Source organism: Peribacillus sp. 05N428, from assembly GCF_056397085.1.
Window position 1 is genome coordinate 32038 of sequence record NZ_JBFTMS010000029.1, and the last position, 22990, is coordinate 55027.

Annotated in this window: 25 protein-coding genes, 1 pseudogene and 1 riboswitch; of the genes and pseudogenes, 19 read left to right on the forward strand and 7 right to left on the reverse strand. The window is 39.5% G+C overall.

The window, feature by feature from the left end; genetic code table 11:
* Positions 1-158 precede the first annotated feature (158 nt).
* Positions 159-1238 carry a nitric oxide synthase oxygenase gene (locus AC1DIV_RS21620; RefSeq protein WP_048678034.1) on the forward strand — a complete coding sequence of 360 codons (1080 nt, stop codon included), beginning with the start codon at positions 159-161 and terminating at the stop codon, positions 1236-1238.
* Positions 1239-1300: 62 nt separating this feature from the next.
* Positions 1301-1573, forward strand: a complete 273-nt coding sequence (locus AC1DIV_RS21625; protein ID WP_340876608.1) for a hypothetical protein — start codon at positions 1301-1303, stop codon at positions 1571-1573.
* Positions 1574-1649: 76 nt separating this feature from the next.
* Here AC1DIV_RS21625 and AC1DIV_RS21630 read toward each other — a convergent pair whose 3' ends face one another.
* Positions 1650-1964 carry a hypothetical protein gene (locus AC1DIV_RS21630; RefSeq protein ID WP_477577410.1) on the reverse strand — a complete coding sequence of 105 codons (315 nt, stop codon included), beginning with the start codon at positions 1962-1964 and terminating at the stop codon, positions 1650-1652.
* A 384-nt stretch (positions 1965-2348) separates the two neighbouring features.
* On the opposite strand from AC1DIV_RS21630, the gene AC1DIV_RS21635 reads away from it, so the two are divergent.
* Entirely contained in the window at positions 2349-3287 is a 939-nt protein-coding gene (locus tag AC1DIV_RS21635; RefSeq protein WP_034307265.1) for a magnesium transporter CorA family protein, read from the forward strand.
* Between the two features lie 137 nt (positions 3288-3424).
* On the opposite strand, the gene AC1DIV_RS21640 is transcribed toward AC1DIV_RS21635, so the two are convergent.
* Entirely contained in the window at positions 3425-3616 is a 192-nt protein-coding gene (locus tag AC1DIV_RS21640; RefSeq protein WP_063590933.1) for a hypothetical protein, read from the reverse strand.
* A gap of 95 nt (positions 3617-3711) precedes the next feature.
* Between AC1DIV_RS21640 and AC1DIV_RS21645 the strand changes: the two genes are divergently transcribed.
* Complete coding sequence (locus AC1DIV_RS21645; RefSeq protein WP_161784844.1) at positions 3712-3876, forward strand: hypothetical protein; 165 nt, start codon at positions 3712-3714, stop codon at positions 3874-3876.
* Between the two features lie 119 nt (positions 3877-3995).
* Here the strand turns inward: AC1DIV_RS21645 and AC1DIV_RS21650 are convergent, their stop codons facing one another.
* A complete protein-coding gene (locus AC1DIV_RS21650; RefSeq protein ID WP_323597273.1) occupies positions 3996-4130 on the reverse strand; it encodes a YuzL family protein in 135 nt (44 codons plus the stop codon).
* 98 nt (positions 4131-4228) lie between these two features.
* On the opposite strand from AC1DIV_RS21650, the gene AC1DIV_RS21655 reads away from it, so the two are divergent.
* Positions 4229-4480, forward strand: a complete 252-nt coding sequence (locus AC1DIV_RS21655) for a YkuS family protein (RefSeq protein WP_034307261.1) — start codon at positions 4229-4231, stop codon at positions 4478-4480.
* A 55-nt stretch (positions 4481-4535) separates the two neighbouring features.
* On the opposite strand, the gene AC1DIV_RS21660 is transcribed toward AC1DIV_RS21655, so the two are convergent.
* The gene (locus tag AC1DIV_RS21660; protein WP_340876607.1) at positions 4536-4985 is read right to left on the reverse strand and encodes an OsmC family protein; all 450 of its coding nucleotides are present in this window, start codon (positions 4983-4985) and stop codon (positions 4536-4538) included.
* 403 nt (positions 4986-5388) lie between these two features.
* Here AC1DIV_RS21660 and AC1DIV_RS21665 point away from each other — a divergent pair, with 403 nt between their 5' ends.
* From AC1DIV_RS21665 to AC1DIV_RS21675, 3 genes are read left to right on the forward strand one after another with little or no spacing between them, the layout of a single operon-like run.
* Complete coding sequence (locus tag AC1DIV_RS21665; RefSeq protein WP_048679861.1) at positions 5389-6150, forward strand: SDR family oxidoreductase; 762 nt, start codon at positions 5389-5391, stop codon at positions 6148-6150.
* A 27-nt stretch (positions 6151-6177) separates the two neighbouring features.
* Positions 6178-6681, forward strand: coding sequence for a hypothetical protein (locus AC1DIV_RS21670; RefSeq protein ID WP_063593760.1), 504 nt, complete (start codon positions 6178-6180; stop codon positions 6679-6681).
* The gene (locus AC1DIV_RS21675; RefSeq protein ID WP_340876606.1) at positions 6674-7726 is read left to right on the forward strand and encodes an alpha/beta fold hydrolase; all 1053 of its coding nucleotides are present in this window, start codon (positions 6674-6676) and stop codon (positions 7724-7726) included. The genes AC1DIV_RS21670 and AC1DIV_RS21675 overlap by 8 nt, the downstream gene beginning before the upstream one ends.
* 178 nt (positions 7727-7904) lie before the next feature.
* Here AC1DIV_RS21675 and AC1DIV_RS21680 read toward each other — a convergent pair whose 3' ends face one another.
* Complete coding sequence (locus AC1DIV_RS21680; protein ID WP_340876605.1) at positions 7905-8504, reverse strand: nitroreductase family protein; 600 nt, start codon at positions 8502-8504, stop codon at positions 7905-7907.
* Positions 8505-8746: 242 nt separating this feature from the next.
* Between AC1DIV_RS21680 and AC1DIV_RS21685 the strand changes: the two genes are divergently transcribed.
* From AC1DIV_RS21685 to AC1DIV_RS21715, 7 genes are all read left to right on the forward strand, one after another.
* The gene (locus AC1DIV_RS21685; protein ID WP_063593758.1) at positions 8747-9724 is read left to right on the forward strand and encodes a ring-cleaving dioxygenase; all 978 of its coding nucleotides are present in this window, start codon (positions 8747-8749) and stop codon (positions 9722-9724) included.
* A 24-nt stretch (positions 9725-9748) separates the two neighbouring features.
* Entirely contained in the window at positions 9749-10696 is a 948-nt protein-coding gene (locus tag AC1DIV_RS21690) for a ring-cleaving dioxygenase (RefSeq protein ID WP_340876604.1), read from the forward strand.
* Positions 10696-11304 carry an alpha/beta hydrolase gene (locus AC1DIV_RS21695; protein ID WP_048679844.1) on the forward strand — a complete coding sequence of 203 codons (609 nt, stop codon included), beginning with the start codon at positions 10696-10698 and terminating at the stop codon, positions 11302-11304. Before AC1DIV_RS21690 ends, AC1DIV_RS21695 begins: the two co-directional genes overlap by 1 nt.
* 18 nt (positions 11305-11322) lie before the next feature.
* Positions 11323-11931, forward strand: a complete 609-nt coding sequence (locus AC1DIV_RS21700) for a flavin reductase family protein (RefSeq protein ID WP_340876603.1) — start codon at positions 11323-11325, stop codon at positions 11929-11931.
* A 184-nt stretch (positions 11932-12115) separates the two neighbouring features.
* A riboswitch (SAM riboswitch) is annotated at positions 12116-12218 on the forward strand.
* 83 nt (positions 12219-12301) lie between these two features.
* Complete coding sequence (gene mmuP, locus AC1DIV_RS21705; RefSeq protein ID WP_340876602.1) at positions 12302-13696, forward strand: S-methylmethionine permease; 1395 nt, start codon at positions 12302-12304, stop codon at positions 13694-13696.
* Positions 13686-14648 (forward strand): homocysteine S-methyltransferase, encoded by a 963-nt coding sequence (gene mmuM / locus AC1DIV_RS21710; RefSeq protein ID WP_340876601.1) that lies wholly within the window; start codon positions 13686-13688, stop codon positions 14646-14648. Before mmuP ends, mmuM begins: the two co-directional genes overlap by 11 nt.
* 309 nt (positions 14649-14957) lie before the next feature.
* Positions 14958-15125 (forward strand): hypothetical protein, encoded by a 168-nt coding sequence (locus tag AC1DIV_RS21715; protein WP_162878727.1) that lies wholly within the window; start codon positions 14958-14960, stop codon positions 15123-15125.
* A gap of 470 nt (positions 15126-15595) precedes the next feature.
* Here the strand turns inward: AC1DIV_RS21715 and AC1DIV_RS21720 are convergent, their stop codons facing one another.
* A complete protein-coding gene (locus AC1DIV_RS21720; RefSeq protein ID WP_072273068.1) occupies positions 15596-15970 on the reverse strand; it encodes a helix-turn-helix domain-containing protein in 375 nt (124 codons plus the stop codon).
* 228 nt (positions 15971-16198) lie between these two features.
* Here AC1DIV_RS21720 and AC1DIV_RS21725 point away from each other — a divergent pair, with 228 nt between their 5' ends.
* Positions 16199-17188 (forward strand): asparaginase, encoded by a 990-nt coding sequence (locus tag AC1DIV_RS21725; protein ID WP_063594993.1) that lies wholly within the window; start codon positions 16199-16201, stop codon positions 17186-17188.
* 23 nt (positions 17189-17211) lie between these two features.
* Positions 17212-18642: an aspartate ammonia-lyase gene (aspA, locus tag AC1DIV_RS21730; protein ID WP_323597252.1), complete on the forward strand. Its 1431-nt coding sequence runs from the start codon at positions 17212-17214 to the stop codon at positions 18640-18642.
* A gap of 281 nt (positions 18643-18923) precedes the next feature.
* On the opposite strand, the gene glpT is transcribed toward aspA, so the two are convergent.
* Entirely contained in the window at positions 18924-20285 is a 1362-nt protein-coding gene (glpT, locus tag AC1DIV_RS21735) for a glycerol-3-phosphate transporter (protein ID WP_340876600.1), read from the reverse strand.
* 483 nt (positions 20286-20768) lie between these two features.
* Between glpT and AC1DIV_RS21740 the strand changes: the two genes are divergently transcribed.
* Together AC1DIV_RS21740 and AC1DIV_RS21745 are read left to right on the forward strand one after the other, a co-directional pair.
* Complete coding sequence (locus tag AC1DIV_RS21740; RefSeq protein ID WP_340878533.1) at positions 20769-21296, forward strand: DUF4309 domain-containing protein; 528 nt, start codon at positions 20769-20771, stop codon at positions 21294-21296.
* A gap of 315 nt (positions 21297-21611) precedes the next feature.
* A pseudogene (locus AC1DIV_RS21745) lies at positions 21612-22949 on the forward strand (IS1182 family transposase).
* Positions 22950-22990: the final 41 nt, after the last annotated feature.

Below are 22990 nucleotides of genomic sequence, written 5' to 3' on the forward strand. Positions count from 1 at the left end.
AGCTTACTTTAAGTATTATGAAAAGGTTTCCGCCTCGGATTTGCCACATTTAAAAAAAAGTGCGCTTTTAAAAAATGTGTTGTTTAGAGATACCATGAAAAATATGTTATTTTAATATGGAAGTCAAAGTTTTGCAAATGGAAGGATCCGTGGGAAAGATGAGTGAGTTACTGCAAGAGGCCGTATCCTTTATCAGGACAAGTTATCCGGAATTATTGAAAACGGAAGAGGACATAAATGGCAGGATCGAACAAATTAAAAAGGAAATAAATGAAACAGGCAGATATGAACATACATATGAAGAATTGGTTTATGGTGCTAAATTAGCTTGGCGGAATAGCAATCGTTGCATTGGGCGCTTTTTTTGGGAATCACTAAGGGTGATTGATAAAAGGATGATTCAAAGCGAAGAACAAATGGTATCGGCCCTCTTCGAACATATCGAATATGCTACGAATAATGGGAATATCAGACCTGTGATTACAATTTTCAAACAGAAAGATCATGATCGAAAAGTGGATATTTGGAATCATCAGCTTATTCGTTATGCAGGATATGAGACGGAACATGGTGTAATCGGCGATTCAAGTTCAATCGAATTCACCAAGCGATGTATGGCATTAGGGTGGGAAGGGAAATTCGGACCTTTCGATATTTTACCCCTTGTAGTCCAAGTGGACGGAAAAACCCCTAGTTTTCATGATATACCTGAAAGCCTCGTTAAAGAGGTTCAAATCACCCACCCTGAACTGACATGGTTCGAAGATCTTCAACTAAAATGGTATGCAGTTCCAATCATATCTGGCATGAGGCTGGAAATTGGCGGTATTACTTATTCAGCTGCACCATTTAATGGGTGGTACATGGGAACGGAAATCGGTGCGAGGAATCTTGCTGATGAAGAACGCTACAATATGCTGCCGGCAATCGGTGAGAGGATGGGCCTGGATGTTAAACGTGATTCGAGTTTATGGAAAGATCGAGCCCTTATCGAACTGAATGAAGCAGTCCTTCATTCGTATAAAAAACACGGAGTCAGCATTGTTGATCACCATACAGCAGCTAAGCAATTCAAGAAATTCGAAGAAAAAGAAGCCTCTTATGACCGAAAAGTAACGGGGGATTGGACCTGGTTAATTCCACCGGTGTCACCAGCCACAACTCATGTTTTTCATCAGCCATATAACAATGAAATAATGAAACCTAATTTCTTTTATCAAATTCCTCCATATAAATAAAGGTTTACATGAACTGGCGGCGGGTATATATATAGCAAGCCAAAAAAATAAGGGGGAAGGTAATGATGGCATTAGGAAGAAACGTGGTATTACTAGGAGTCGGAGTTGCCGGAGTCTCATTTTTATCGAATAAAACGAACAGAGGAAAAGTGAAGGATATGTGGTCCAATGCAAAAGCAAAAACGGTAGGCTTTTGGAAAAGGACGGCTTCAGAGCTGGATCCTGTAATTGAAAAGGCAGGTCACCCTGATCCATATGATCATGATGACAATAAAATGGTGGATGAAGGCGCCATGTACGGTGTTCACTATTATAATAATGCAAAGCATGGATAAAGTAATCAGAATCGCTTGGGAGTACCCAAGCGTCAGACTGCAGACAAACTTGTTCAGTTTGTCTGCAGTTTTTTAATTAAAAGGTTGTTTTGATTTCAGAAATCCGCTCCTTTTCCGCCGACTGTCTGCCAAGCCGCATCAAAGCAAGCGCATGTGGTGTCTCGGCTACCCAGTAATTCGGCAGGAGTGTCGCAAATTTCTTCAATCTGAATGAGGGTTTCCTCCATATAAAAAGTAAAAAAACATGAAGGATAACCAGGTATTCTTTAAAATCATGGTTCAGGATGAGACCATTCCGACCCATGATTTTAAAACAAAGTTGATTGGAACGTAAGGAACGAGACTCCTGCGGGAAAAGCGCGTCAAAGGGAGACCCCGCAGGCTGCGCCAAGGAGGCTCCCGGATCGCCCGCGGAAAGCAAGTGCCTGGAGTGGAAATCAACTTCTGAAAATTGTAACCATCTACTAACTGTCGCTTGGGGCTACCCAAGCGTTTTTATAGTGGTATTTTATTTATCAATCGATAAAAGTCAGATAATTACGAATTCTAGACAAGGGTTCAAGGTATTAAATTCTTTATTGTGCTTTAAATGAATAAGGATTAAGATAAAAGAATCGAAAGGAAGTGGATACGAGTGAGCAGCAGTTCTTATGATCCTGAACCCAGAAAGCAAGAGGAAGCCAATATGATGCTAGAAGTCGAGACTGTTATTCTCCCTGAGTATCTGCTCGAAGAAGGTAAATAAGGCTTTCTCTATAGAAGAGGAGGTCAAAAAATGATTGAAATCTACAAGACGGATGATAACCGTCACTTGAACAATATCGAGGAAATGACAAAAGGTTCCTGGGTGAACATTGTCGCGCCCACAGAAGCTGAAATAGATTATATATGCTCGACTTTGAAGTTACCGATCAATTTCATGAAGGATCCACTGGATGATGAGGAAAGGCCTCGTATCGAAAAAGAGGATGATAATGTTTTAATTATTGTCGACTTCCCATATTTGACCAGGGATGAAGCCGACTTACCGATTTTTGAAACGATTCCCATAGGCATGATCTTTACCAAAGACTGTTTCATTACGGTATCTCTGAAAGAAACACCGATATTGGCGAATTTCAAAAACAATAAGATCAAAGGTTTTTTCACCAATAAGAAAACGAGGTTTGCTTTACAAATATTATTCGAGATTTCATCCTATTATTTACGTTACCTGAAGCAGATTAACAAGATGACTAATGAAGCCGAACGTGAATTACATCAGTCAATGAAAAATAAAGAATTATATACTTTCCTTGCTTTGGAAAAAAGCCTGGTTTATTTTACGACATCATTGAAATCCAATCGTGTAGTCCTTGATAAGATCCTCCGTTTTAATTATTTGAAAATGTATGAAGAAGATAAAGAATTGCTTGAGGATGTAATCATCGAAAATGCTCAGGCTATCGAAATGGCAGAAGTGTATCTATCCATTCTTAGCGGTATGATGGATGCATTCGCTTCGATCATTTCCAATAATGTCAATAATGCCATGAAGTTTCTAACATCAGTGACCATTATATTAACGCTCCCGACGATGGTGGCAAGTTTTTACGGAATGAATGTGGAACTGCCATTTGAACATAATCGGTTTGCTTTCATTTTTACATTATTAATTGCCATCACTTTGGCGGGGACGACTGCATTCATTTTTTGGAAGAAAAAATATTTTTAAGATTAACCGGCTTATTAAGCCGGTTTTTATTAGGGTTTTGTGCAATTTGAACAATTCAGCGTGCAACTTGAACTGATTATTATAGATCAACTGGTGCCTGCGAACCATTTGGTTGAGGCTGCCAAGCATGTTTTGTTTTATTCCTCGAAAAAATCAGAAAATCCTTCACTGTTAATGCGATCTGAATAAGGGTTCTCATCATTTACATTCTTTGCATCCAAATTGGTTTTAATCACTAAACGGGGACTCTCTGATGCTTCTCTGATGATACGATCGTTCAACTCTTTAAAATCCGGTACATTCTTATTGCCGGGTTTGTTTGGTTCCAATATAACCACCTCCATTTTTATCTTTGCAATAAATGATGGGGTGTATTCATGAATATTCTTAGGTTTGGGAAGGATAAAGGACTGAGGAGGAGATCATGATGACCAAATGGAACGAGCAAGCATCTCGCAATAATAATTTAAGGGCAAGTGATTTAAACCCAGATGGTGCCGGTAAAGGAAAAATGGATTCAAAAACAATTGATGGAGATCAATTGAATGATCTAAAGATTCAAGAGGAAATCAGAAAGCAAAATATGTAAGAGAAGTCCTTTAAGGTAAGCAAAAAAGAATCATGCAGCGGAAAACGCTTGGCGGATAAACCAAGCGTTTTTTTCGTGTCATGGTCGGAATTTCATGGTTGATTTAGGATTCACTTTTATCAGGTACGCTTTTGCTTTTTAAATGAAGAGGGTTGAGTGAAGGATCCGGTTTCTTTTGTAGTGGTACCTTGCCCCTCTACCTGAGAAGAACCTAAACGAGTTTGTGAAGCATCTTTCTTGTTTTTCCCATTCATGTTTATCACCTCGATATTACTTTTCCTATTTCCTTTGCATCCTATACATATATTGAGGGGGATAAGGACAGGTTAGAAGGTAGAGGAGGTGTGTGTTGATGTCAAGAATCGGTGTTGAAGAATCATTAACGAATATTCAGGAAGCACTTCGTGAAAAAGGTTTTGATGTTGTTGAAATTAAACAAGAAGCTGACGCAAAAAACGTGGATTGTTGTGTGGTAACAGGTTTGGAAAGTAATGTGATGGGTATAAGCGATACTTCATTAAAAGCGTCTATCATTGAGGCAAATGGTTTAACGGCTGATGAAGTGTGCCGCGAGGTTGAAAATAAAGTGAATACCATTCAATAATTCAAAAAGTGCCTAAACCGATATAGGATTAGGCACTTTTTCTGTTTATTCAAGGTTACTGTGCTATGGAAATTTCCGCAACCAACTCCACTGCTACATTCCCTTTGATCGCCCTGGAAATCATACATGAAGTCTCGGCTTTTTCAGCAAGTCTCCCCGCTTTTTCAAACACTTTTTCAGAAGTACCCGGCACCAATATAAGTGCGGGGCGATGAATGATTTTCTTATAGGTGAATACACCATTCGTAACATCCACTAACGCTTCCGATTGCATGGTCAAGCTCACCTTTTCTATATGGGCCCGCTCTAACATGGCAGCATAGGTAATGATATAGCAGGTCGATGCCGCTCCAAGCAGCATTTCATCGGGATTAGTTCCAATCCCTGGTCCTTCCATTTCCGTAGGAATGCTTATCTGTGTTTGAAGATTCCCTGAATGAATCGTGCCGCTATCATTTCTGCCGCCAGGCCACTCCGCAGTTAAATGAAAGTGATGTATCGTCATTTTTTTAACCTCCTTACTATTCTATAGTGTAAACGACAAAACAGGTTAAGTATCCGATTTTGCTCAATCAGTCAAATAATCCAGCAATCGGCTGAGTTTTTAATCCGACAGAAAGATGAAGAAATGCCGAACCGGTCGATAATCCACCGCTGTGCGAAGCTAATGTATGAATCGATCAAATAAATTACCGACCTGCCGAATTACGTTTCCAGTAGGCTCAATTTCTGCTAGCTGACAGAAGCATACTTATTAAATATAAGATACATGTTGATAAAACAAAAGGCAGAGGCATTAGGCTATTTTAAGCACAATATTGGATAGGCTTTTCTATAATGATATAGACGGTTTTATATAAATAATACTTCATTAAGGAAGGGCTGAAAAGTTGACTACATTGAGTAATATGTTCGATTTGACTAATAAAACGGCTATCATTACCGGCGGCGGCAGAGGACTGGGCAAACAGATCGCCATGGCGTTGGGAGAGGCTGGCGCAAATATAGTCATTGCTTCACGAAATTTACCTGTTTGTAAGGAGGTATGTGAAGACTTGCAATCGATGGGTGTTAATGCCGTTGCCTTTGAATGTGATATCACCGATGTGAGTGCCATTGACCATGTCGTTCAGGAAACGGTTGCTCAATTCGGCACGATTGATATTCTTGTCAATAATAGCGGTACATCTTGGTCAGGTCCGCTTTTGGATCTTCCCAAGGACAAGTGGGAAAAAGTATTGAATGTTAACGTTACAGGTACATTCCTGTTTTCACAGGCTGTAGCGAAGGTCATGAAGCAGCAAAATTCCGGAAAAATCATAAATATTGCATCGGTGACAGGACTTGGCGGGACGTTTCCAGAGCTTTTGGATACGATAGCTTATAACACCAGTAAGGGTGCCATCATTACAATGACCAAGGATTTAGGAGTTAAACTTGCTAGATACGGTATCCAAGTCAATGCAATTGCACCTGGATTTTTCCCGACTAAAATCACAAAGAAAATTCTGGAAAAGTCTAACTATGACATATTAGGTAAAACTCCGGCTGGCAGGTTTGGCGATGAAGATGATTTAAAGGGTGCCGCCGTATTTTTAGCCTCACAGGCTTCTGACTATATGGTGGGTCATATTTTGATCATTGACGGTGGAATATCGGCATTAGTGTAAACGGAGGAGAAAGGAAGGAAGAAATATATGGCGGAAAAATCCAATTTTTATAAAGGGCTTAAATTACTAGGCACACAAAAAGAGCAACAGCTGAATAGTAAAATTCAAAATCTGCTGAATAATCGCGAGTTAATCGAAAGAGTGAGCGATAATGCGCAAATGCAGGTGCCAAGAATAAATAGTCTGCAGGAAGCATCAGAAAGAATGTCCATCATCATGAATTATCCAACAAAAAAAGATGTGGCGAGTTTAGCGAAATTAGTCATCCAACTCGAAGAAAAAATTGATGGGTTGGAAGAATTGGTCTCTATACTTGTTGAGAATAGGGGCGGGAATGTCGGGGGTAATTCTTCAATTCGCAATAAAGGCAATGCCAATTCATCCCGCAGCATCAAAAAGAAATCAAGATTGGCATCCAATGAAATGGAAGGGAGTAAAAAAAGGATATCTGATTTTATAAATAACTCCTTATTGTTAAGCTCACAGTTGCCTGAGTTCAATTCAGTTGGACAGGAGAATTCAAATGGCTAAGCGGAAAGTGCCGAAAAATCAATCTGATTCCAAAACTAAATGGCAACATTTATTGGATATTCCCAATCAGCCAATGCCTGAAATGGGACTGACTCCGAAAATAGCGGTATGGAAAAAAAACAAATCAACGCTTTGGTTTTATCCCTCAGCACAAAAAAAATATGAGGTACCGGTTTTTCTTATATATTCACTAATCAATTCTCCTTTGATCCTTGATTTATCACCAGGGAATAGTTTAATAGAATCTTTTGTAAATGAAGGTTTTGATGTGTATTTGCTTGATTTTGGAAGCCCGGGATTTGAAGATGGTGACATATCGATCGAAGATTATATCGTCGATTATATTCAAAAAGGAGTACAGCGTGCATTACGCCACTCTGGAGCATCGGAAATTACAGTCATGGGGTTTTGCCTCGGCGGTACAATAGCCGCAATATATGCTGCCATTGCAGACGAGCCGATCAAGAATTTGATACTTTCCGTGACCCCGGTGGATTTCAGTGCCTCGGAATTTTTTGATCAATGGCAGGAGGCGCTTAAAGAAGGGACAGCGGATTTTGACGAGACAATAGATATTTATCAAACGATACCGGCCAGTGCAGTTAAATATGGAATCCGGTTAATTACATCGCCCGTCTATATATCACCTTATTTATCTTTATTGAATCAAGCGGATGATGAGAAATACGTTCAAAACTGGCGCCGCTTCAATGCTTGGGCTAATGGGCATGTACCATTATCCGGAGCAGCTGCAAAACAAATAACCAAGGATTTATTGATAAAAAATAGCTTGGTTAATGGTAGCTTTAAGGTAAGGGGAAAAAAAGCGAAGCTATCGAAAATTGATGCTAGTGTTTTGGTCATAGCAAGTAAGTATGATCGACTGGTCCCACAGGAAATGATTTATCCGGTAATGGAGCATTTAACATGTAAGGATAAGACATATAGCCTATTGAAAAGTGGACATGCTGCTAAACAATATTCCGGTGTACTCCCATATTATTTGAAGGAATGGCTGCCAGGGCGTTCTTCACCCATTCAATAAGAGGGGGATGTGAAATATACGTGTTGAACCTCAGTGAGGATATCAAAATCATGCCGGTTGTTGAGTATATAGGCTTTGCGTCATTGATATTTTCAAAATTTTTTGCAACATTTCCGGATTACTAAAGCGAAATAAAATAAAAGGGCTGGCTCGTTATGTAGAGCCAGCCCCTATTATATCATTGATAATATTTCACTCTTTCTTCAAGTGGTGAGAAGTCTTTATCGCCAGGTTCTGCAGTGGGTTTTCCAAAGGGCATCTGTGCGATGAGTTTCCAATCTTGTGATATATCCCATGTCTTTCTCACTTCGTCATCGATTAAAGGATTATAATGCTGAAGGCTTGCACCAAACCCCTCAATTTCCAAGGAAGTCCATACGACAAATTGTAAAATGGCAGAAGATTGGTTCGACCAAATCGGAAAATTTTCGGCATACGTTTTGTATTGTTCTTGGAGCCTATTTATTATGGCCTGGTCTTCAAAGAATAAAACCGTTCCATAACCATTTATAAATGACCTCATTTTTTCTTCCGTTTTTTTTAAACCTTTGCCATCGGCTGCTATTCTTAATGTTTCTTTCGTGATATCCCATAATTGGTCATGGCTTTGACCAGTTAAAACAATCACTCTGGCACTTTGGGAGTTGAAAGCGGAAGGGGAGTATTGAACGGCATGATCGATAACTTCTTTAATCCTTTTATCAGGAACAACATGTTCCTTGCTAAGGGAATAATAAGAGCGTCTATCTTCAATTGCGCTAAAAAAATCTTTAACCATATATCACACCTCCATTCTTATACCGATTTATTTTGGCCTGATTTTTTTATTTTATGATAAGTGAATCCGGTTGAAATTATTTGAATGAAAATGGTTGACAATTTTATCCCTGTCGTTTATCTTTAAATCAAGATATTTGCATTAAAAGTATTATGTTAGGTTAAATACCTTGAATTCGAGATATTATTAGTGGATTAATTCATCTCCGTAAGGGGAGATTTATAAAGATAGGAGTGGTACAGATGGAATTAAAAGGATTACATCATGTTTCGGCGATTACAGCAAAAGCGGGAAATAACTTTGAATTCTACACAAAAGTCTTAGGGATGCGATTAATCAAAAAAACGGTGAATCAAGATGATGTTCGTGTGTATCACTTATTTTATGGAGATCAAATTGGTTCACCGGGTACGGAATTGACGTTTTTTGAAATTCCAAATGCTGCCCGCACTCATGAGGGAAACAATAGCATTTCAGAAATTTCTTTAAGGGTGAAGGATGATGAAGCGCTAGAATATTGGAAAAAACGGTTTGTGGAATTCAATGTTGAACACGATGAAATATCGAGCCGTTTTGAAAGAAAGGTACTTTCTTTTAAAGATCCTGAAGGGCAGAGGCTTCTTCTGGTTTCCGATCAGGATAATAACGGCGTTCAAGGAGGATTTCCGTGGGATGGAAGCCCAGTACCGCAAGAGTTTTCCATCCTTGGATTAGGACCAGTAAAACTTACAGTACCCAATATTGAACAAACAGAAAGTGTTCTTATCGAGGTATTGGGGTTCAGGAAATCAGGCACATACCCATCCGCAATCAGGGGGCAAAATCCCATAGTCGTTTACGAGACAGGTGAAGGAGGAACAGGAGCGGAACTCCATATTGAAGAAAGGAATGACATACCTCGGGAAAGGCTGGGGAGGGGTGGAGTACACCATGTTGCCTTCCGGGTGGATGATGAAGAAGAATTGAGAAAATGGGTAGAAAAAATTAGTGAATCGAAATTCGTGAACTCGGGATATGTGGACCGCTTTTATTTCCGTTCACTCTATTTTAGGGAGCCGAATGGCATATTATTTGAACTAGCTACTGATGGACCTGGTTTTGAAGTGGATGAAGCTGAGCAGCATCTAGGTGAGAACCTTGCCCTGCCACCTTTTTTGGAATCGAAAAGAAAGGATATTGAATCGAATTTAAAACCACTTAATACAAAATCAACTAATTAAACAACGGGAAAGGAAGTAATCGGCATGCAAAAGCAAAATGCAGGGATACATCATATAACCGCAATTGTAGGCAATCCTCAAGAGAATGTGGATTTTTATGCTGGAGTAATGGGAATGCGTATGGTGAAGAAAACCGTTAATTTTGATGATCCAGGCACCTATCATTTATATTTCGGAGATGAATCCGGTTCACCGGGCACAATCATCACTTTCTTTCCTTGGCCTGAGGCATACCGAGGGACAATTGGCTCCGGACAAGTGGGGATTACAACATATGCCGTTCCGGAGGGTTCAATGGGCTTCTGGGAAAAGCGTTTGGGTAAATTTAATATAGACTTTGAAAAGGTTTCACGTTTCGGTGAGGAATATCTTGAATTCCAAGACCCACATGGTTTGCAACTTGAACTGGTTGAGCGTAAAGAAGGTAAAAATAGCGAGTGGTCATTCGGCGGTGTACCAGCTGATAAGGCGGTCAAGGGATTCGGCGGAGCTGTATTATTGACGTCAAAACCGATCAAAACGATGGAGCTATTAGAGGAAGTGATGGGCCTGCAGAAGATTGGGGAAGAGGGCGATTTCATCCGCTTCAAATCCACATCTGATATCGGGAATTTAATCGATGTTAAAAAAACGGTTTTACCAAACGGTAAAATCGGAGTGGGAACTGTCCATCACATTGCATGGCGTGCAAGCGATAATGAAGATCATAAAGAATGGAGGGAGCATATCGGTAACCATGGCTATGGTGTGACACCCTTTACAGACCGACAATACTTCGATGCGATTTATTTCAGGGAAGATGGAGGCATACTCTTTGAAGTTGCCACAGATCCACCTGGCTTTGCTCATGATGAAACGAAGGAAACGATGGGCAGTAAATTAATGCTGCCGCCATGGTTGGAAGAAAAACGGGAAGTTATGGAAAAAACGTTACTGCCGGCAGTGCCGAGAGTACTAGAGGAGGATAAATGATGAAACATATTTTTCAAAAAGGAAGTAATCCAGAAGCTCCGTTACTACTGCTGTTACATGGCACTGGAGGAACGGAAACAGATCTCTTGCCATTATCCGAAATGGTTTCACCGGGTTCATCCGTACTGAGCGTACGGGGAAATGTACTTGAAAATGGAATGCCCCGTTATTTCCGACGGTTAGCTGAAGGGGTTTTTGATGAAGAGGATTTGATCTTCCGGACGAAGGAGCTTTATGACTTCTTGGAATCAGCGTCCGGAAAATATGACTTCGACCGTGACAGAGTGGTGGCATTAGGTTATTCCAATGGTGCAAATATAGCGGCAAGTTTGCTGTTCCATTACGAGGGGGCATTACAAGGAGCGATTCTTCATCATCCAATGGTTCCAAGACGAGGGATCGCTTTGCCGTCCCTTTCAGATATACCTGTATTTATAGCTGCAGGTAAAAACGATCCGATTTGCCCGGCAGAAGAAACTGATGAACTTAATCAACTTTTACAGCAAGCTGGCGCTACAGTTGAAGTTCAGTGGGAAAATTACGGTCATCAGTTGACACGTTCAGAGGTTGATGCAGCAGGTTTATGGTTTCAAAAGAACTTTTTATAAGAATGAGAGGGAATGAAGATGATTTCTGTTAATCCTGAAAGTCTGACTGAACGGGATAATTATAAGTTTTTGACTGGAAGCATTATACCGAGACCTGTAGCGCTGGTTACGACACAATCCGAAACCGGTACAATCAATATAGCGCCGTTCAGCTTTTTTAACATAGTCAGTTCAAATCCTCCGATGATTTCCATTTCTGTTCAACGGAAAGAAGGAGTTTCAAAGGATACAGCCCGAAATGCAATTCAAACAGGTGAGTTCGTTGTTCATATCACTGACGAAAATAATGTTGCAGATGCAAATCGAACGGCAAAGGAACTCCCATCTGAAGAAAGTGAATTGGGTCTTACTAACTTCAATCTGGCAGTTAGTGATAGGGTATCCGTACCAGGATTGGAAGAAGCGAAGGTGCGTTTTGAATGTACATTAGAGCAATCGATTCCATTGGCAGGTTCCAAGAATGAACCTGGTTGTGATTTACTGATAGGGAAAATAGTCTGCTATCATATAGAGCAAGATATATATCATAATGGCCGTATTGACCCGAATGGGCTAAAACCTGTAGCGAGATTAGCCGGTCATACTTATACAAGACTAGGGGAATTATTTGAAATAGAACGTCCTTAAGGAAAAAGACCAACATGACCCCGGTTAGTTTTATTTGCCATTATAATACGCTTAGCGCTTGTTCCAAAAACAATTTAATATTAATGCCCCAGCCATGATCGTTAGCATTTAAAAGGAAGTCATTACATTCCGAAACAAAACTTGACAATTTTTTCATAGCTTGATAAAGTTATAAAAAAATAATTTCTTATCCAGAGAGGTGGAGGGACTGGCCCTATGAAACCTCAGCAACAGGTCTACAAAGACACTGTGCTAATTCCAGGGGGTGAAACCTTGATAGATAAGACCGTACGTGTTTATTTGTCAGTAACGCACTCTTTTTTAGAGTGCGTTTTCGTTTTTTCTGGATGCAAGATTAAGGAGAGTTAGAATGGAAAACAAAAGGAAGCATGATTTTCAAAGGCAAATGCAAGCACGGCATATCATAATGCTATCGCTTGGCGGGGTGATTGGAACTGGTTTATTCTTAAGTTCGGGTTATACGATTCAACAGGCTGGCCCGTTCGGAACCATCCTTTCGTATCTGATTGGTGCATTAGTGGTTTATCTAGTCATGCTATGTCTAGGTGAACTGTCAGTGCATATGCCCGAGACAGGTGCGTTTCATAGTTACGCAGCCAAATACATCGGACCAGGGACAGGGTATACAGTAGCCTGGTTGTATTGGCTAACCTGGACTGTTGCACTAGGTTCGGAATTCACGGCTGCAGGATTGTTGATGCAGCGATGGTTTCCATCAATCAGTGTCTGGATATGGAGTGCTCTATTTGCCATTTTGGTCTTGGCATTAAATGCGTGGACCGTTAAGTTTTTCGCTGAATCCGAATTCTGGTTTGCGTCTATTAAAGTATTTGCTATTGTGATATTCATTATTCTGGGAGCTGCGGCAATGGTAGGTTTCATTCCAATGATTAACGCACAATCAGCTCCGTTATTTTCCAATGTTACAAGTGCAGGTTTATTTCCAAATGGTGCTTTTGCCATTCTAATGACGATGCTCGCTGTGAATTTTGCATTTTCTGGAACTGAATTGATCGGAGTTGCAGCTGGAGAAACTGTGAATCCTGAAAAAACGATTCCAAAGGCAATCCGTATGACATTATGGAGATTGATTATCTTTTTTGTAGGTACCATCGTTGTTTTATCCGCATTATTGCCTGTTTCGGATGCAAGCGTATTAGAGAGCCCCTTTGTTGCCGTTCTAGAACGAATTGGAGTGCCATATGCAGCGGATATTATGAACTTTGTTATATTAACTGCCATTTTGTCTGCTGCAAACTCAGGACTATATGCCTCATCCAGGATGCTTTGGTCACTTGCAGATAAGAAAACTATTTCACCAATATTTGCAAAATTGACAAAACGGGGTGTTCCCTTGAATGCAGTCCTTTTCAGTATGCTGGGCGGTGTTTTAGCACTTTTCTCGAGTATTATTGCGCCGGATACTGTATATATAGTGCTTGTATCCATTTCTGGACTAGCCGTGGTTATAGTTTGGATGAGTATTAGCGCGTCACAGTTTCTATTTCGCAGACGATATATAAACGAAGGAAACTCAGTTAATGATTTGGCTTATCATACACCATTATATCCATTCGTACCAATCGTTTCATTTATGCTATGTCTTGCTTCTTGCATAGGAATTGCATTTGATCCTACACAAAGAATTGCACTATATTGTGGCATTCCGTTTATTTTGTTTTGCTATGGAAGTTATTATCTGACACAAACCATAAAGAAAAGAGGAATAGACAATGAAGAATAAAATTAACCCAATTGAAACAATTTTACGAGGTCATTCAGTCATGATTTTGGACGGAGCTTTAGCTACAGAGCTTGAAAGTCATGGGTGTGATTTGGACGATCCCCTGTGGTCTGCACGTGTATTGCTTGAAAATCCAGAAGTGATTTACCAGGTGCACTCTGACTACTTTCGAGCTGGTGCTGACTGTGCGATAACGGCAAGCTATCAAGCAACGGTTGAAGGTTTCGCCCTCCGCGGAATACAAGAAAAAGAGGCATTGGATCTAATCAGGAAAACGGTTTTACTTGCAAGACAAGCAAGAGATGAATTTTGGAAGGAAGAATATCAAACGATTAGACCTAAGCCATTGGTTGCTGGATCAGTTGGGCCTTATGGAGCTTATCTAGCAGATGGTTCAGAGTATGTTGGGAACTATGGTGTTTCAGATGAAGCTTTAGCGGCATTTCATCGCCCACGAATAAAAGCTTTGATTGAAGCAGGAGCTGACATTTTAGCATTTGAAACGATTCCTTCTTTGCAAGAAGCAAAAGTATTACATTCATTATTGAAAGAATATCCAGAAGTCCATGCTTGGCTATCCTTTTCTTTGAAAAATGAAAAAGCGATAAGTGACGGTACATTGCTGGAGGAGTGTACCAGATTGTTTGGGGACAGTGAGCAAATTGCCGCAATTGGCATCAACTGTGCGCCTGTATCAGTTGTCACGGGAGCCATACAGGTGTTGCGTGCAAACACGCATAAACCAATTATCGTTTATCCCAATTCCGGTGAATCATATAATCCAGAAACTAAAACATGGCATGGTTCGGAATCATGTAATAGGCTGGATGTGAAATCTGAAGATTGGCACCATGCGGGGGCAAGTATAATTGGAGGATGTTGCAGAACCGCTCCTCATCATATTGCAGACATTTCAAGAAAGTGGCGACCTTCCGTGGTAACGTTCTCCTAGCATTTTTTGTTATTAAAAATGTTTTTATAAATATTGTAAGTAGTCGGTAAACCTATAAACAAAAAGAACAGGAATCGTCATAATCTGACGGTTCCTGTTCTTTTTGAGCTCTTTATTCAGATTCGAGTAATTTTGAAAAGGTTTGAATTATTAATTTTTTGGCACTTCAGAAATAAGTCGCGCAAGATCGGCTGAAAATTACAGGTGAATCAACCCTGCTGCAAAAACTGTAAAAACAGAAATTAAATCATATTTTTTTCGTGCTTGGGAAAACTATACAAACAATGAATGGAAAGGAGAGAATGAGTTATGAGTCGTGGTAAAAATTTTAATCACAAAGAAAAAGGACATCCAGGAAATTTACCCAATAATAGAATTAGCGAAGAGAAGGAACACAGCCGTCAGTATGAACAGATTGAAGATATTGTCACACATGAAGCTTTCAAGAATCGGGAAAAAGAAGATGAGATGCCTTAATATATGGAAATGCAGCATATCCGTTGAGACATTATATTGAGCAATTTTCCATTTCTTTAAGGATTCCAATAATAGAAGCACATGAAATAAGACATAACTCTTACTTCATGTTGCTTCTTTTTTTTGATTAATTCACCGGGGGAAACCATGATCTTTGCCATGTTTTTTCTATCATTTCAAATAGATAAAGAGGGAAAATTAGAGATAAAACTCAAATCAATCTTCCCTTGATGGAAAATGAATAAGTTTAAAGAGGACAACAGAAACATGAAGATGGATGATTTTTTGAAAAACCGACTTTCTTCTATATAATAATTAATAAAATTTAAATTTCTAAACACAGATATAATTACGTGCAACTTCAAAATGGGAGAACCGACCTATCCTAATTGATGAAAGCCGCCGTATTTTACAGTTATAATGAACATGCCAGGCAGTATAACCAAATGCCAGTTTAAACTCAATGTCTGCTATGTTTCATTTTGTTTATCGCGATTTATTTCCACTTCCCGTTTAGCTCTAATAAAAGCGATAAATTGAATCGTTTCCTCTTCAGAAAGAGAAATTCCATCTACAGCAAGCTCCATATCTGGTAAATCCGTTAATTCCATGACTTGAGGTGACTCATTATCCAGATCCTTAGATGGATAATCTACTCGACCCAGAATGTAATCAGTTGATGTATCATATAAGCCTGCCAATAAATTAATCGTTTCTAATGAAGGGCGGCGGTGGCCCGATTCATAACCGGCATAGGTACTCTTGGCGATTCCGAGTCTGTCAGCGGTATATTGCAAAGACCATCTTTTGGCCTTCCTTAATGTAGTCAATCTATTTAAAATCATTAATATTACTCTCCTTTTATATAAATCCATTATAACATCATATTGTAAAAAGTGTACGCGTAATGAATAACTTTCGCTTGATTTCATTATGAAACATGACTATAATAACATGTGTTGTACGCGTAACATGAACATTTACAGGAAACATCCTTTTCTGAGATGATTAGAATGATAGTGTAACAGGGAGGCTTTTTAGGGGGTAGTATATTGGAAAAGTTAAAATCAAAAATGAAGAAGTTGATGTTGCTTACTACAGGTGGTACAATTGCATCGTTAGAAGGAAAAAATGGACTTGTTCCAGAAATGAAAGCTGACGAAATTTTAGGCCACCTACCGGGATTGGATTTACTATGTCAGATTGATAGTAAGCCTTTGATGAATATTGATAGTACAAATATGCAGCCGGAAGATTGGACAGAAATGGCACAATCCATCCATGAGCACTACCATGATTACGATGGCTTTGTGATTACCCATGGAACAGATACAATGGCTTACACTTCTGCTGCGCTCTCATATATGTTACAAGATTTAGGGAAACCAATCGTTATTACTGGTTCTCAGGTCCCGATTGCCTTTAAAAAGACAGATGCCAAAAGGAATATCTCTGATGCGATCCGGTTTGCTTGTGAAGATATTGGAGGAGTATATGTTGTTTTTGATGGCAGAGTCATTCAGGGTACGAGGGCCATTAAATTGAGAACGAAAAGCTATGATTCGTTTGAAAGTATTAACTATCCTTATATTGCTACCATATTCAAAGATAAAATTGAGTATCTAAAGCCAGTTCATTCACCAAAGAATAAGGAAGCTAAGTTGGATGCTTCCCTATGTACTGATGTTGCTTTGGTCAAGCTGCATCCCGGTATTAAGCCTGAATTCTTTGATTTTCTGAAAAATCAATGTCGGGGAATCGTAATTGAAAGTTATGGAAGCGGTGGTATTCCATTTCAAGGAAGAAACATTTTAGAGAAATTGAATGAGTTAGTACAATGTGGAATATCCGTAGTCATTACTACCCAGTGCTTAGAAGAAGGGGAAGATATGGATATTTACGAAGTGGGACGAAAAGTGAACAAGAATATCATCATTCGTTCCAGGAATATGAATACAGAGGCCATCGTTCCTAAGTTGATGTGGATATTAGCCAAGACGCAGGATCCTAAAAAAGTGAAGGAAATGATGGAAACACCGATTGCAGAGGACATTACATTCTAGAACAAACAAAGGGGCAAGAGGAAATGTTGATAGAAGAGAAAACATACCGAATCGAGAAAGACTTTCTTGGGGAAAAGGAAATTCCAGCAGATGTTTATTATGGAATACAAACCTTACGAGCAGTGGAAAATTTTCCGATTACCGGTTACAAAGTCAATGAAGAAATGATTCGTGCACTGGCCATGATTAAAAAAGCGGCCGCTTTAGCGAATATGGATACCAAACGGTTATATGATGGTATTGGAAGCGCTATCGTCAAAGCTTCTGAAGAAGTGATCGATGGAAAGTGGCATGAATATTTCATCGTTGACCCAATTCAAGGCGGTGCGGGGACATCGATGAATATGAATATTAATGAAATTGTTGCCAACCGTGCGTTAGAACTTATGGGCCACAATAAAGGTGATTATGTACATGTTAGCCCAAATAGCCATGTTAACATGTCGCAATCAACCAATGACGTATTTCCAACCGCCATTCATTTATCAACACTGCGTCTTATGGAGCAATTGTTACAAACAATGACCAAGATGAGTACGGTTTTAAAGAAAAAAGCAAAACAATTTGATCATGTTATCAAAATGGGACGCACACATCTTCAGGACGCAGTGCCGATTCGCCTTGGTCAGGAATTCGAGGCTTACAGTCGCGTTTTGGATCGGGATATAAAAAGAATAAGTCAATCACGTCAACATTTATATGAAGTGAATATGGGAGCAACAGCAGTGGGAACGGGATTGAACGCAGATCCGCGTTACATTGAAAACGTTGTTACATATTTAGCTGAAATCAGTAACTTGCCGCTTGTAGGAGCAGAACATTTAGTAGATGCAACCCAAAATACGGATGCATACACTGAGGTATCCGCTTCATTGAAAGTATGTATGATGAATATGTCTAAAATTGCAAATGATTTACGTTTGATGGCTTCAGGACCGAGAGCTGGATTAGGAGAAATCACACTTCCAGCCCGTCAACCAGGTTCATCCATCATGCCAGGTAAAGTAAATCCAGTCATGCCAGAATTAATTAATCAAGTCGCTTTCCAAGTGATCGGGAACGATAATACGATTTGCTTAGCATCAGAAGCGGGACAACTAGAGTTGAACGTAATGGAGCCAGTGCTTGTATTCAATTTGTTGCAATCAATCAGCATTATGAACAATGCTTTCAATGTCTTTACAGATTATTGTTTGGAAGGCATTGAGGCTAATGAGCAGCATTTAAAAGATTATGTCGAACAAAGTGTCGGAGTGATTACTGCAGTCAATCCGCACCTTGGGTACGAAGTGGTTTCACGTATTGCCCGAGAAGCGATATTGAAAGGGAAGTCAGTTCGCGAACTTTGTTTACAATATGATGTGTTGACAGAAGAAGAATTGGATCTGATTCTAAATCCTTATGAGATGACTAAACCCGGAATAGCGGGAGCTTCTCTTTTTGATCGGCAATAACCAGTATTTTGGTAGAAAACATGAATCTATATGATTTTTGATATAATGACCATGCCTTTAGGACCGTTGGTATAAAGGCATGGTCATTTTTTATATGCATATCAATAAGGTATGTCAAACAAACGTCCGTCAACTGCTTTTTGCCATATATAACTGAATATTCAGTCATTATAAGGCGGCAATCTAATCATGGATGGGTTTAACTAATAATAGAAAACCCATCCCCCTTAGAATATATCCAGGGGGATGGGGAAACTTGAGCTCAATAATATATGCCTGTATTAACCCTTTACTACTTCCTGTCCTCGAACATTCCATGTACATGCAAAGACCACTACTGCCAGTACACAAGAAATCGTAATTAATGTAAAACCTGCATTCCAGCCTGAAAAGTCAACTACATATCCCATAATGGCATTAGCCGCCACAGATCCACCTAGATATCCAAATAAGCCAGTCAGTCCTGCTGCAGTGCCTGCAGCTTTTTTGGGAACTAAATCAAGTGCTTGCAGGCCTATTAACATTACTGGTCCATAAATTAAGAATCCAATCGCAATTAGGGATATAATATCAATCATTGGGTTGCCTGCAGGGTTAAACCAATAAACAAGGACTGCGATTAATACTCCTAGCATGAAGACAACGCCAGCAGGTCCCCGACGGCCTTTAAAAACTTTATCAGAGATATAGCCGCATAATAAAGTACCCGGGATACCTGCCCATTCGTATAAGAAATAAGCCGTACTGGACTCGTCCATGTTGAAGCCCTTTTCTTCGCTTAAATAGGTTGGTGCCCAATCAAGTACCCCATAACGAACGAAATATACAAAGATGTTTGCAATCGCAATCGCCCAGACCCATTTGTTATTTAATACATATTTAAATAATATCTCTTTTGTTGTCAGTTCTGTTTCAAACGTTTTTTTCATTTTATTTGGAAAATCATTACGATACTCTTCAATCGGCGGCAATCCAACTGATTGTGGTGTATCACGTATTAAGATAAATGATATGATTGCTATTAATATGGCAACTAGAGCAGGTAGTATAAAAATTCCTTCATAACCTGCATATGAAGAACCCATTAATGTGGCAAAGATGGAGACACCTGCAATGGCCAATGGTGCCATTAGGCCACCACCCACATTGTGGGCAACATTCCATATTGCCGTTTTCCCTCCTCTTTCACTTACACTGAACCAGTGAACAAGGACTCTCCCTGATGGAGGCCAGCCCATTCCTTGAAACCAACCATTAATGAATAACATGATAAACATGATTGTAACCGATGATGTGAAAAATGGAACAAGTCCCATAAGTAAGCTGACGATTCCAGCAAGTATCAAACCTACTGGCAAGAAATACCTCGCGTTACTTCGGTCTGACACAGTTCCCATTACAAACTTACTTATCCCATATGAAATCGAGATAGCTGATAATGCAAGTCCTAGCTCTCCAGTTGTATAGCCTTCCTCCTTTAAATATGGCATTGCCATGGAAAAGTTTTTACGAATTAAATAATACGCTGCATATCCAATGAAGATCCCGATGAAAACTTGTAATCTGAGTTTCTTATATTCAGAATCCATTTTTCCTTCCGGTAATCTTTCAACTGGTAGAGCTGGCTTAAATAATTTGAGCATCCAATTCCTCCTTAATATGATATTTTTGAACCTAATTAAATAAAGTAATGATGATGACATAAAAAAACCCATACCAAAATAGTAACCTTTTTGTTAAAAGGTCCTATTAAAGCATGAGTCTCCAAATCTCCACCATCGTTAACTTGTAATAATTATACTATCTTCATAAGAAAACGCTGTCAACATTTTTTTGTGCCCATTCGGATAAAGAAGGAACCATTGACTTCAAGTTACTGACTCAGTCCTTTTTGGCATCAGTTTTAGATCAGGATATAATGCGGCTCACTTGAAATGGCTTAATCGGTTAATATTTCATTTGAAAATTTTTTCTTAACGAATGGTATGTGTCCAATGTTCCAATGAATATTAATGGTAATGGTAAAAACCAATGGAATGACATGCGCAATTTTTCATCTTTTTTTAGATTGTTAAAATAATGTAATCAGTCAGTTCCATATGGAAAGGGAGGATATCTTGAAACAAGTGAATCGTTTTATCCGAAGTGTTACATTTCTAATGCTTGCATTTCTCATGTTTAGTGTGCAGGCTGCTTATGCTTCAACAGATTCGATATCATCGCAATCCACGCCAGATCTTTTGATTCGAAAGATTATGGGTTTAGCTTACGAATCCCAACAATCCATTAGCAGTGGGCCATTTTCTGTAGGTGATTCGCTGAAGAAAGTGGAAAAAGCCTGGGGGGCACCGGAAGATCTAAGTACTGTTGCAGCCAATTATTGGAGCCGGAATGTCCGATTCCTCTATGACGGTTCAACAGGTAGAAAGACGATTACCGCCATTGATGATTTTGATCCGCAATTGCAAACCATTCATTTATCCATGTTGAAGGAATTAATTGGTGAACCGGTAAGTGAAGTGGAGCAAGAAGGGAATTACTATGTCACTTATATCGATTACGCAAATTATAAAGTGGTCTTCGTGTTTGAAAGCGCTTGGATTGACCCAAATCCAAGATTGAGTATGTATACGGTTGAATTCGCACCAGATTAATTAGTCAAAAAACGATCGTCCCTTTTTTACAGGGGCGATTCAGAATGTAGACAAACTCGATGAAAATCGAGTTTGTCTACATTTTTTTATGGCTTGTACAATCAGGACGTTGCTTTCCACTCCAGGCACTCGCTTTCCGCGGGCAGTCCGGGAGCCTCCTCGGCTTTCGCCTGTGGGGTCTCCCATAGACACGATGTTCCCGCAGGAGTCTCATACCTTCCGTTCCAATCAACTTGTTTTAACCTTTAGATAGAGCCCTTTTGCCTAGAGTCTTTTTGTTTTAAAATAGAAATATTAAAACTTGAGGTGATGAGGATGCTTTCGAAAGATGATTCTATCCAGCGAGACCAACTAGAAATGATTACTTTAGATCAACTGGTGCCAGCGAACCATTTGGTTCGTAAAATAGAGGCTGCCATTGACTTCGCTTTCCTATATGATTTGGTGAAAGATATGTATTCAGAGATAGGACGCCCAAGTATTGATCCAGTTATTTTAGTAAAACTGACATTCATTTAATATACCTTCGGTATTCGTTCCATGCGTAAGACAATTGAAAAAGTTGAAACAAATATGGCTTACCGTTGGTTTTAGGTTATGGTTTCCATGATAAAGTGCCTCATTTCTCAACATTCGGAAAAAATTATGAACGTCGCTTTAAAGATACCGACCTTTTTGAACAGATTTTCTATTGTATCTTAATGACAGCTGCTGATAGAAAGTTAAAAAGTGCTGAACACGTATGCGTCGATTCCACACATGTGAAAGCCAATGCGAATAAGCGCAAATTTGAAAAGAAAATCGTACACAAAGAAACACGAGCATATCAAGGACGTCTTCAAGATGAAATAAATCCAGATCGTGAAAACCATGGAAAGAAGCCTTTTCTACCAGATAAATTTGATAAGGAAGAAACCAAAGCAATTAAAGAAAGTACTACGGATCCTGAGAGTGGCTACTATGTGAAAGATGAACGAACAAAACAGTTTGCCTATTCATTCCACGCGGCTGCAGACCGCCATGTCTTTGTATTGGGAACGATTGTAACACCTGGAAATACACACGACAGTCAAATTTTAGAGCCACTAGTTGAACCAGTGATTGAGAAAGTTGGAAAACTGGAAGCCGTTGCCTCAGATGCAGCTTTTAAAACACCAGCGATTACAAGCTACCTATTTAACAAAGAAATTATACCGGCGTTACTTATACACGCCCTCGCACAAAAGAAGGATTCTTCCGCAAACAGGACTATGTATACGATGAACTTTTTGATTGTTACCTTTGCCCAACGGGTTAGCTATTAAAGTACTCAACAACAAATAAAGAGGGCTATCGAGAGTACAAATCGCCCAAACACATTTGTACAACTTGCTCATTTTATCTCGGTGTACAGAAAGTCAAGAATGTCAAAAGGTGGTAACTCTTCATATCTGGCAAACACATATGGAAGAAGCAGATCATCTGCGTCATCATCAAGATGTAAAAACTATATATGCAAAGCGTAAAGAAACGATTGAGCGTGTATTCGCAGATGCAAAAGAAAAGCATGGTATACGTTGGACTACTTTAAGGGGACTTAAAAAATTGTCGATGCAGGCGATGCTTACTTTCGCTGCCATGAATGTAAAGAAGATGGCCAATTGGACATGGTAAGGTCCGAAAATGGCCTAACATGGTGGGCTCGTAGAGCCCCC

Bases quoted from the DNA above. Each gene is read 5' to 3' on its own strand.
- AC1DIV_RS21700 (WP_340876603.1), top strand. From the start codon at position 11,323: ATGATTTCTGTTAATCCTGAAAGTCTGACTGAACGGGATAATTATAAG.
- AC1DIV_RS21620 (WP_048678034.1), top strand. From the start codon at position 159: ATGAGTGAGTTACTGCAAGAGGCCGTATCCTTTATCAGGACAAGTTAT.
- AC1DIV_RS21725 (WP_063594993.1), top strand. From the start codon at position 16,199: ATGAAGAAGTTGATGTTGCTTACTACAGGTGGTACAATTGCATCGTTA.
- AC1DIV_RS21670 (WP_063593760.1), top strand. From the start codon at position 6,178: ATGGCGGAAAAATCCAATTTTTATAAAGGGCTTAAATTACTAGGCACA.
- glpT (WP_340876600.1), bottom strand. From the start codon at position 20,285: ATGCTCAAATTATTTAAGCCAGCTCTACCAGTTGAAAGATTACCGGAA.
- mmuM (WP_340876601.1), top strand. From the start codon at position 13,686: ATGAAGAATAAAATTAACCCAATTGAAACAATTTTACGAGGTCATTCA.
- AC1DIV_RS21680 (WP_340876605.1), bottom strand. From the start codon at position 8,504: ATGGTTAAAGATTTTTTTAGCGCAATTGAAGATAGACGCTCTTATTAT.
- AC1DIV_RS21695 (WP_048679844.1), top strand. From the start codon at position 10,696: ATGAAACATATTTTTCAAAAAGGAAGTAATCCAGAAGCTCCGTTACTA.
- AC1DIV_RS21715 (WP_162878727.1), top strand. From the start codon at position 14,958: ATGAGTCGTGGTAAAAATTTTAATCACAAAGAAAAAGGACATCCAGGA.
- AC1DIV_RS21675 (WP_340876606.1), top strand. From the start codon at position 6,674: ATGGCTAAGCGGAAAGTGCCGAAAAATCAATCTGATTCCAAAACTAAA.
- AC1DIV_RS21690 (WP_340876604.1), top strand. From the start codon at position 9,749: ATGCAAAAGCAAAATGCAGGGATACATCATATAACCGCAATTGTAGGC.
- AC1DIV_RS21660 (WP_340876607.1), bottom strand. From the start codon at position 4,985: ATGACGATACATCACTTTCATTTAACTGCGGAGTGGCCTGGCGGCAGA.
- mmuP (WP_340876602.1), top strand. From the start codon at position 12,302: ATGGAAAACAAAAGGAAGCATGATTTTCAAAGGCAAATGCAAGCACGG.
- AC1DIV_RS21635 (WP_034307265.1), top strand. From the start codon at position 2,349: ATGATTGAAATCTACAAGACGGATGATAACCGTCACTTGAACAATATC.
- AC1DIV_RS21645 (WP_161784844.1), top strand. From the start codon at position 3,712: ATGATGACCAAATGGAACGAGCAAGCATCTCGCAATAATAATTTAAGG.
- AC1DIV_RS21685 (WP_063593758.1), top strand. From the start codon at position 8,747: ATGGAATTAAAAGGATTACATCATGTTTCGGCGATTACAGCAAAAGCG.
- aspA (WP_323597252.1), top strand. From the start codon at position 17,212: ATGTTGATAGAAGAGAAAACATACCGAATCGAGAAAGACTTTCTTGGG.
- AC1DIV_RS21625 (WP_340876608.1), top strand. From the start codon at position 1,301: ATGATGGCATTAGGAAGAAACGTGGTATTACTAGGAGTCGGAGTTGCC.
- AC1DIV_RS21655 (WP_034307261.1), top strand. From the start codon at position 4,229: ATGTCAAGAATCGGTGTTGAAGAATCATTAACGAATATTCAGGAAGCA.
- AC1DIV_RS21720 (WP_072273068.1), bottom strand. From the start codon at position 15,970: ATGATTTTAAATAGATTGACTACATTAAGGAAGGCCAAAAGATGGTCT.
- AC1DIV_RS21665 (WP_048679861.1), top strand. From the start codon at position 5,389: ATGTTCGATTTGACTAATAAAACGGCTATCATTACCGGCGGCGGCAGA.
- AC1DIV_RS21650 (WP_323597273.1), bottom strand. From the start codon at position 4,130: ATGAATGGGAAAAACAAGAAAGATGCTTCACAAACTCGTTTAGGTTCT.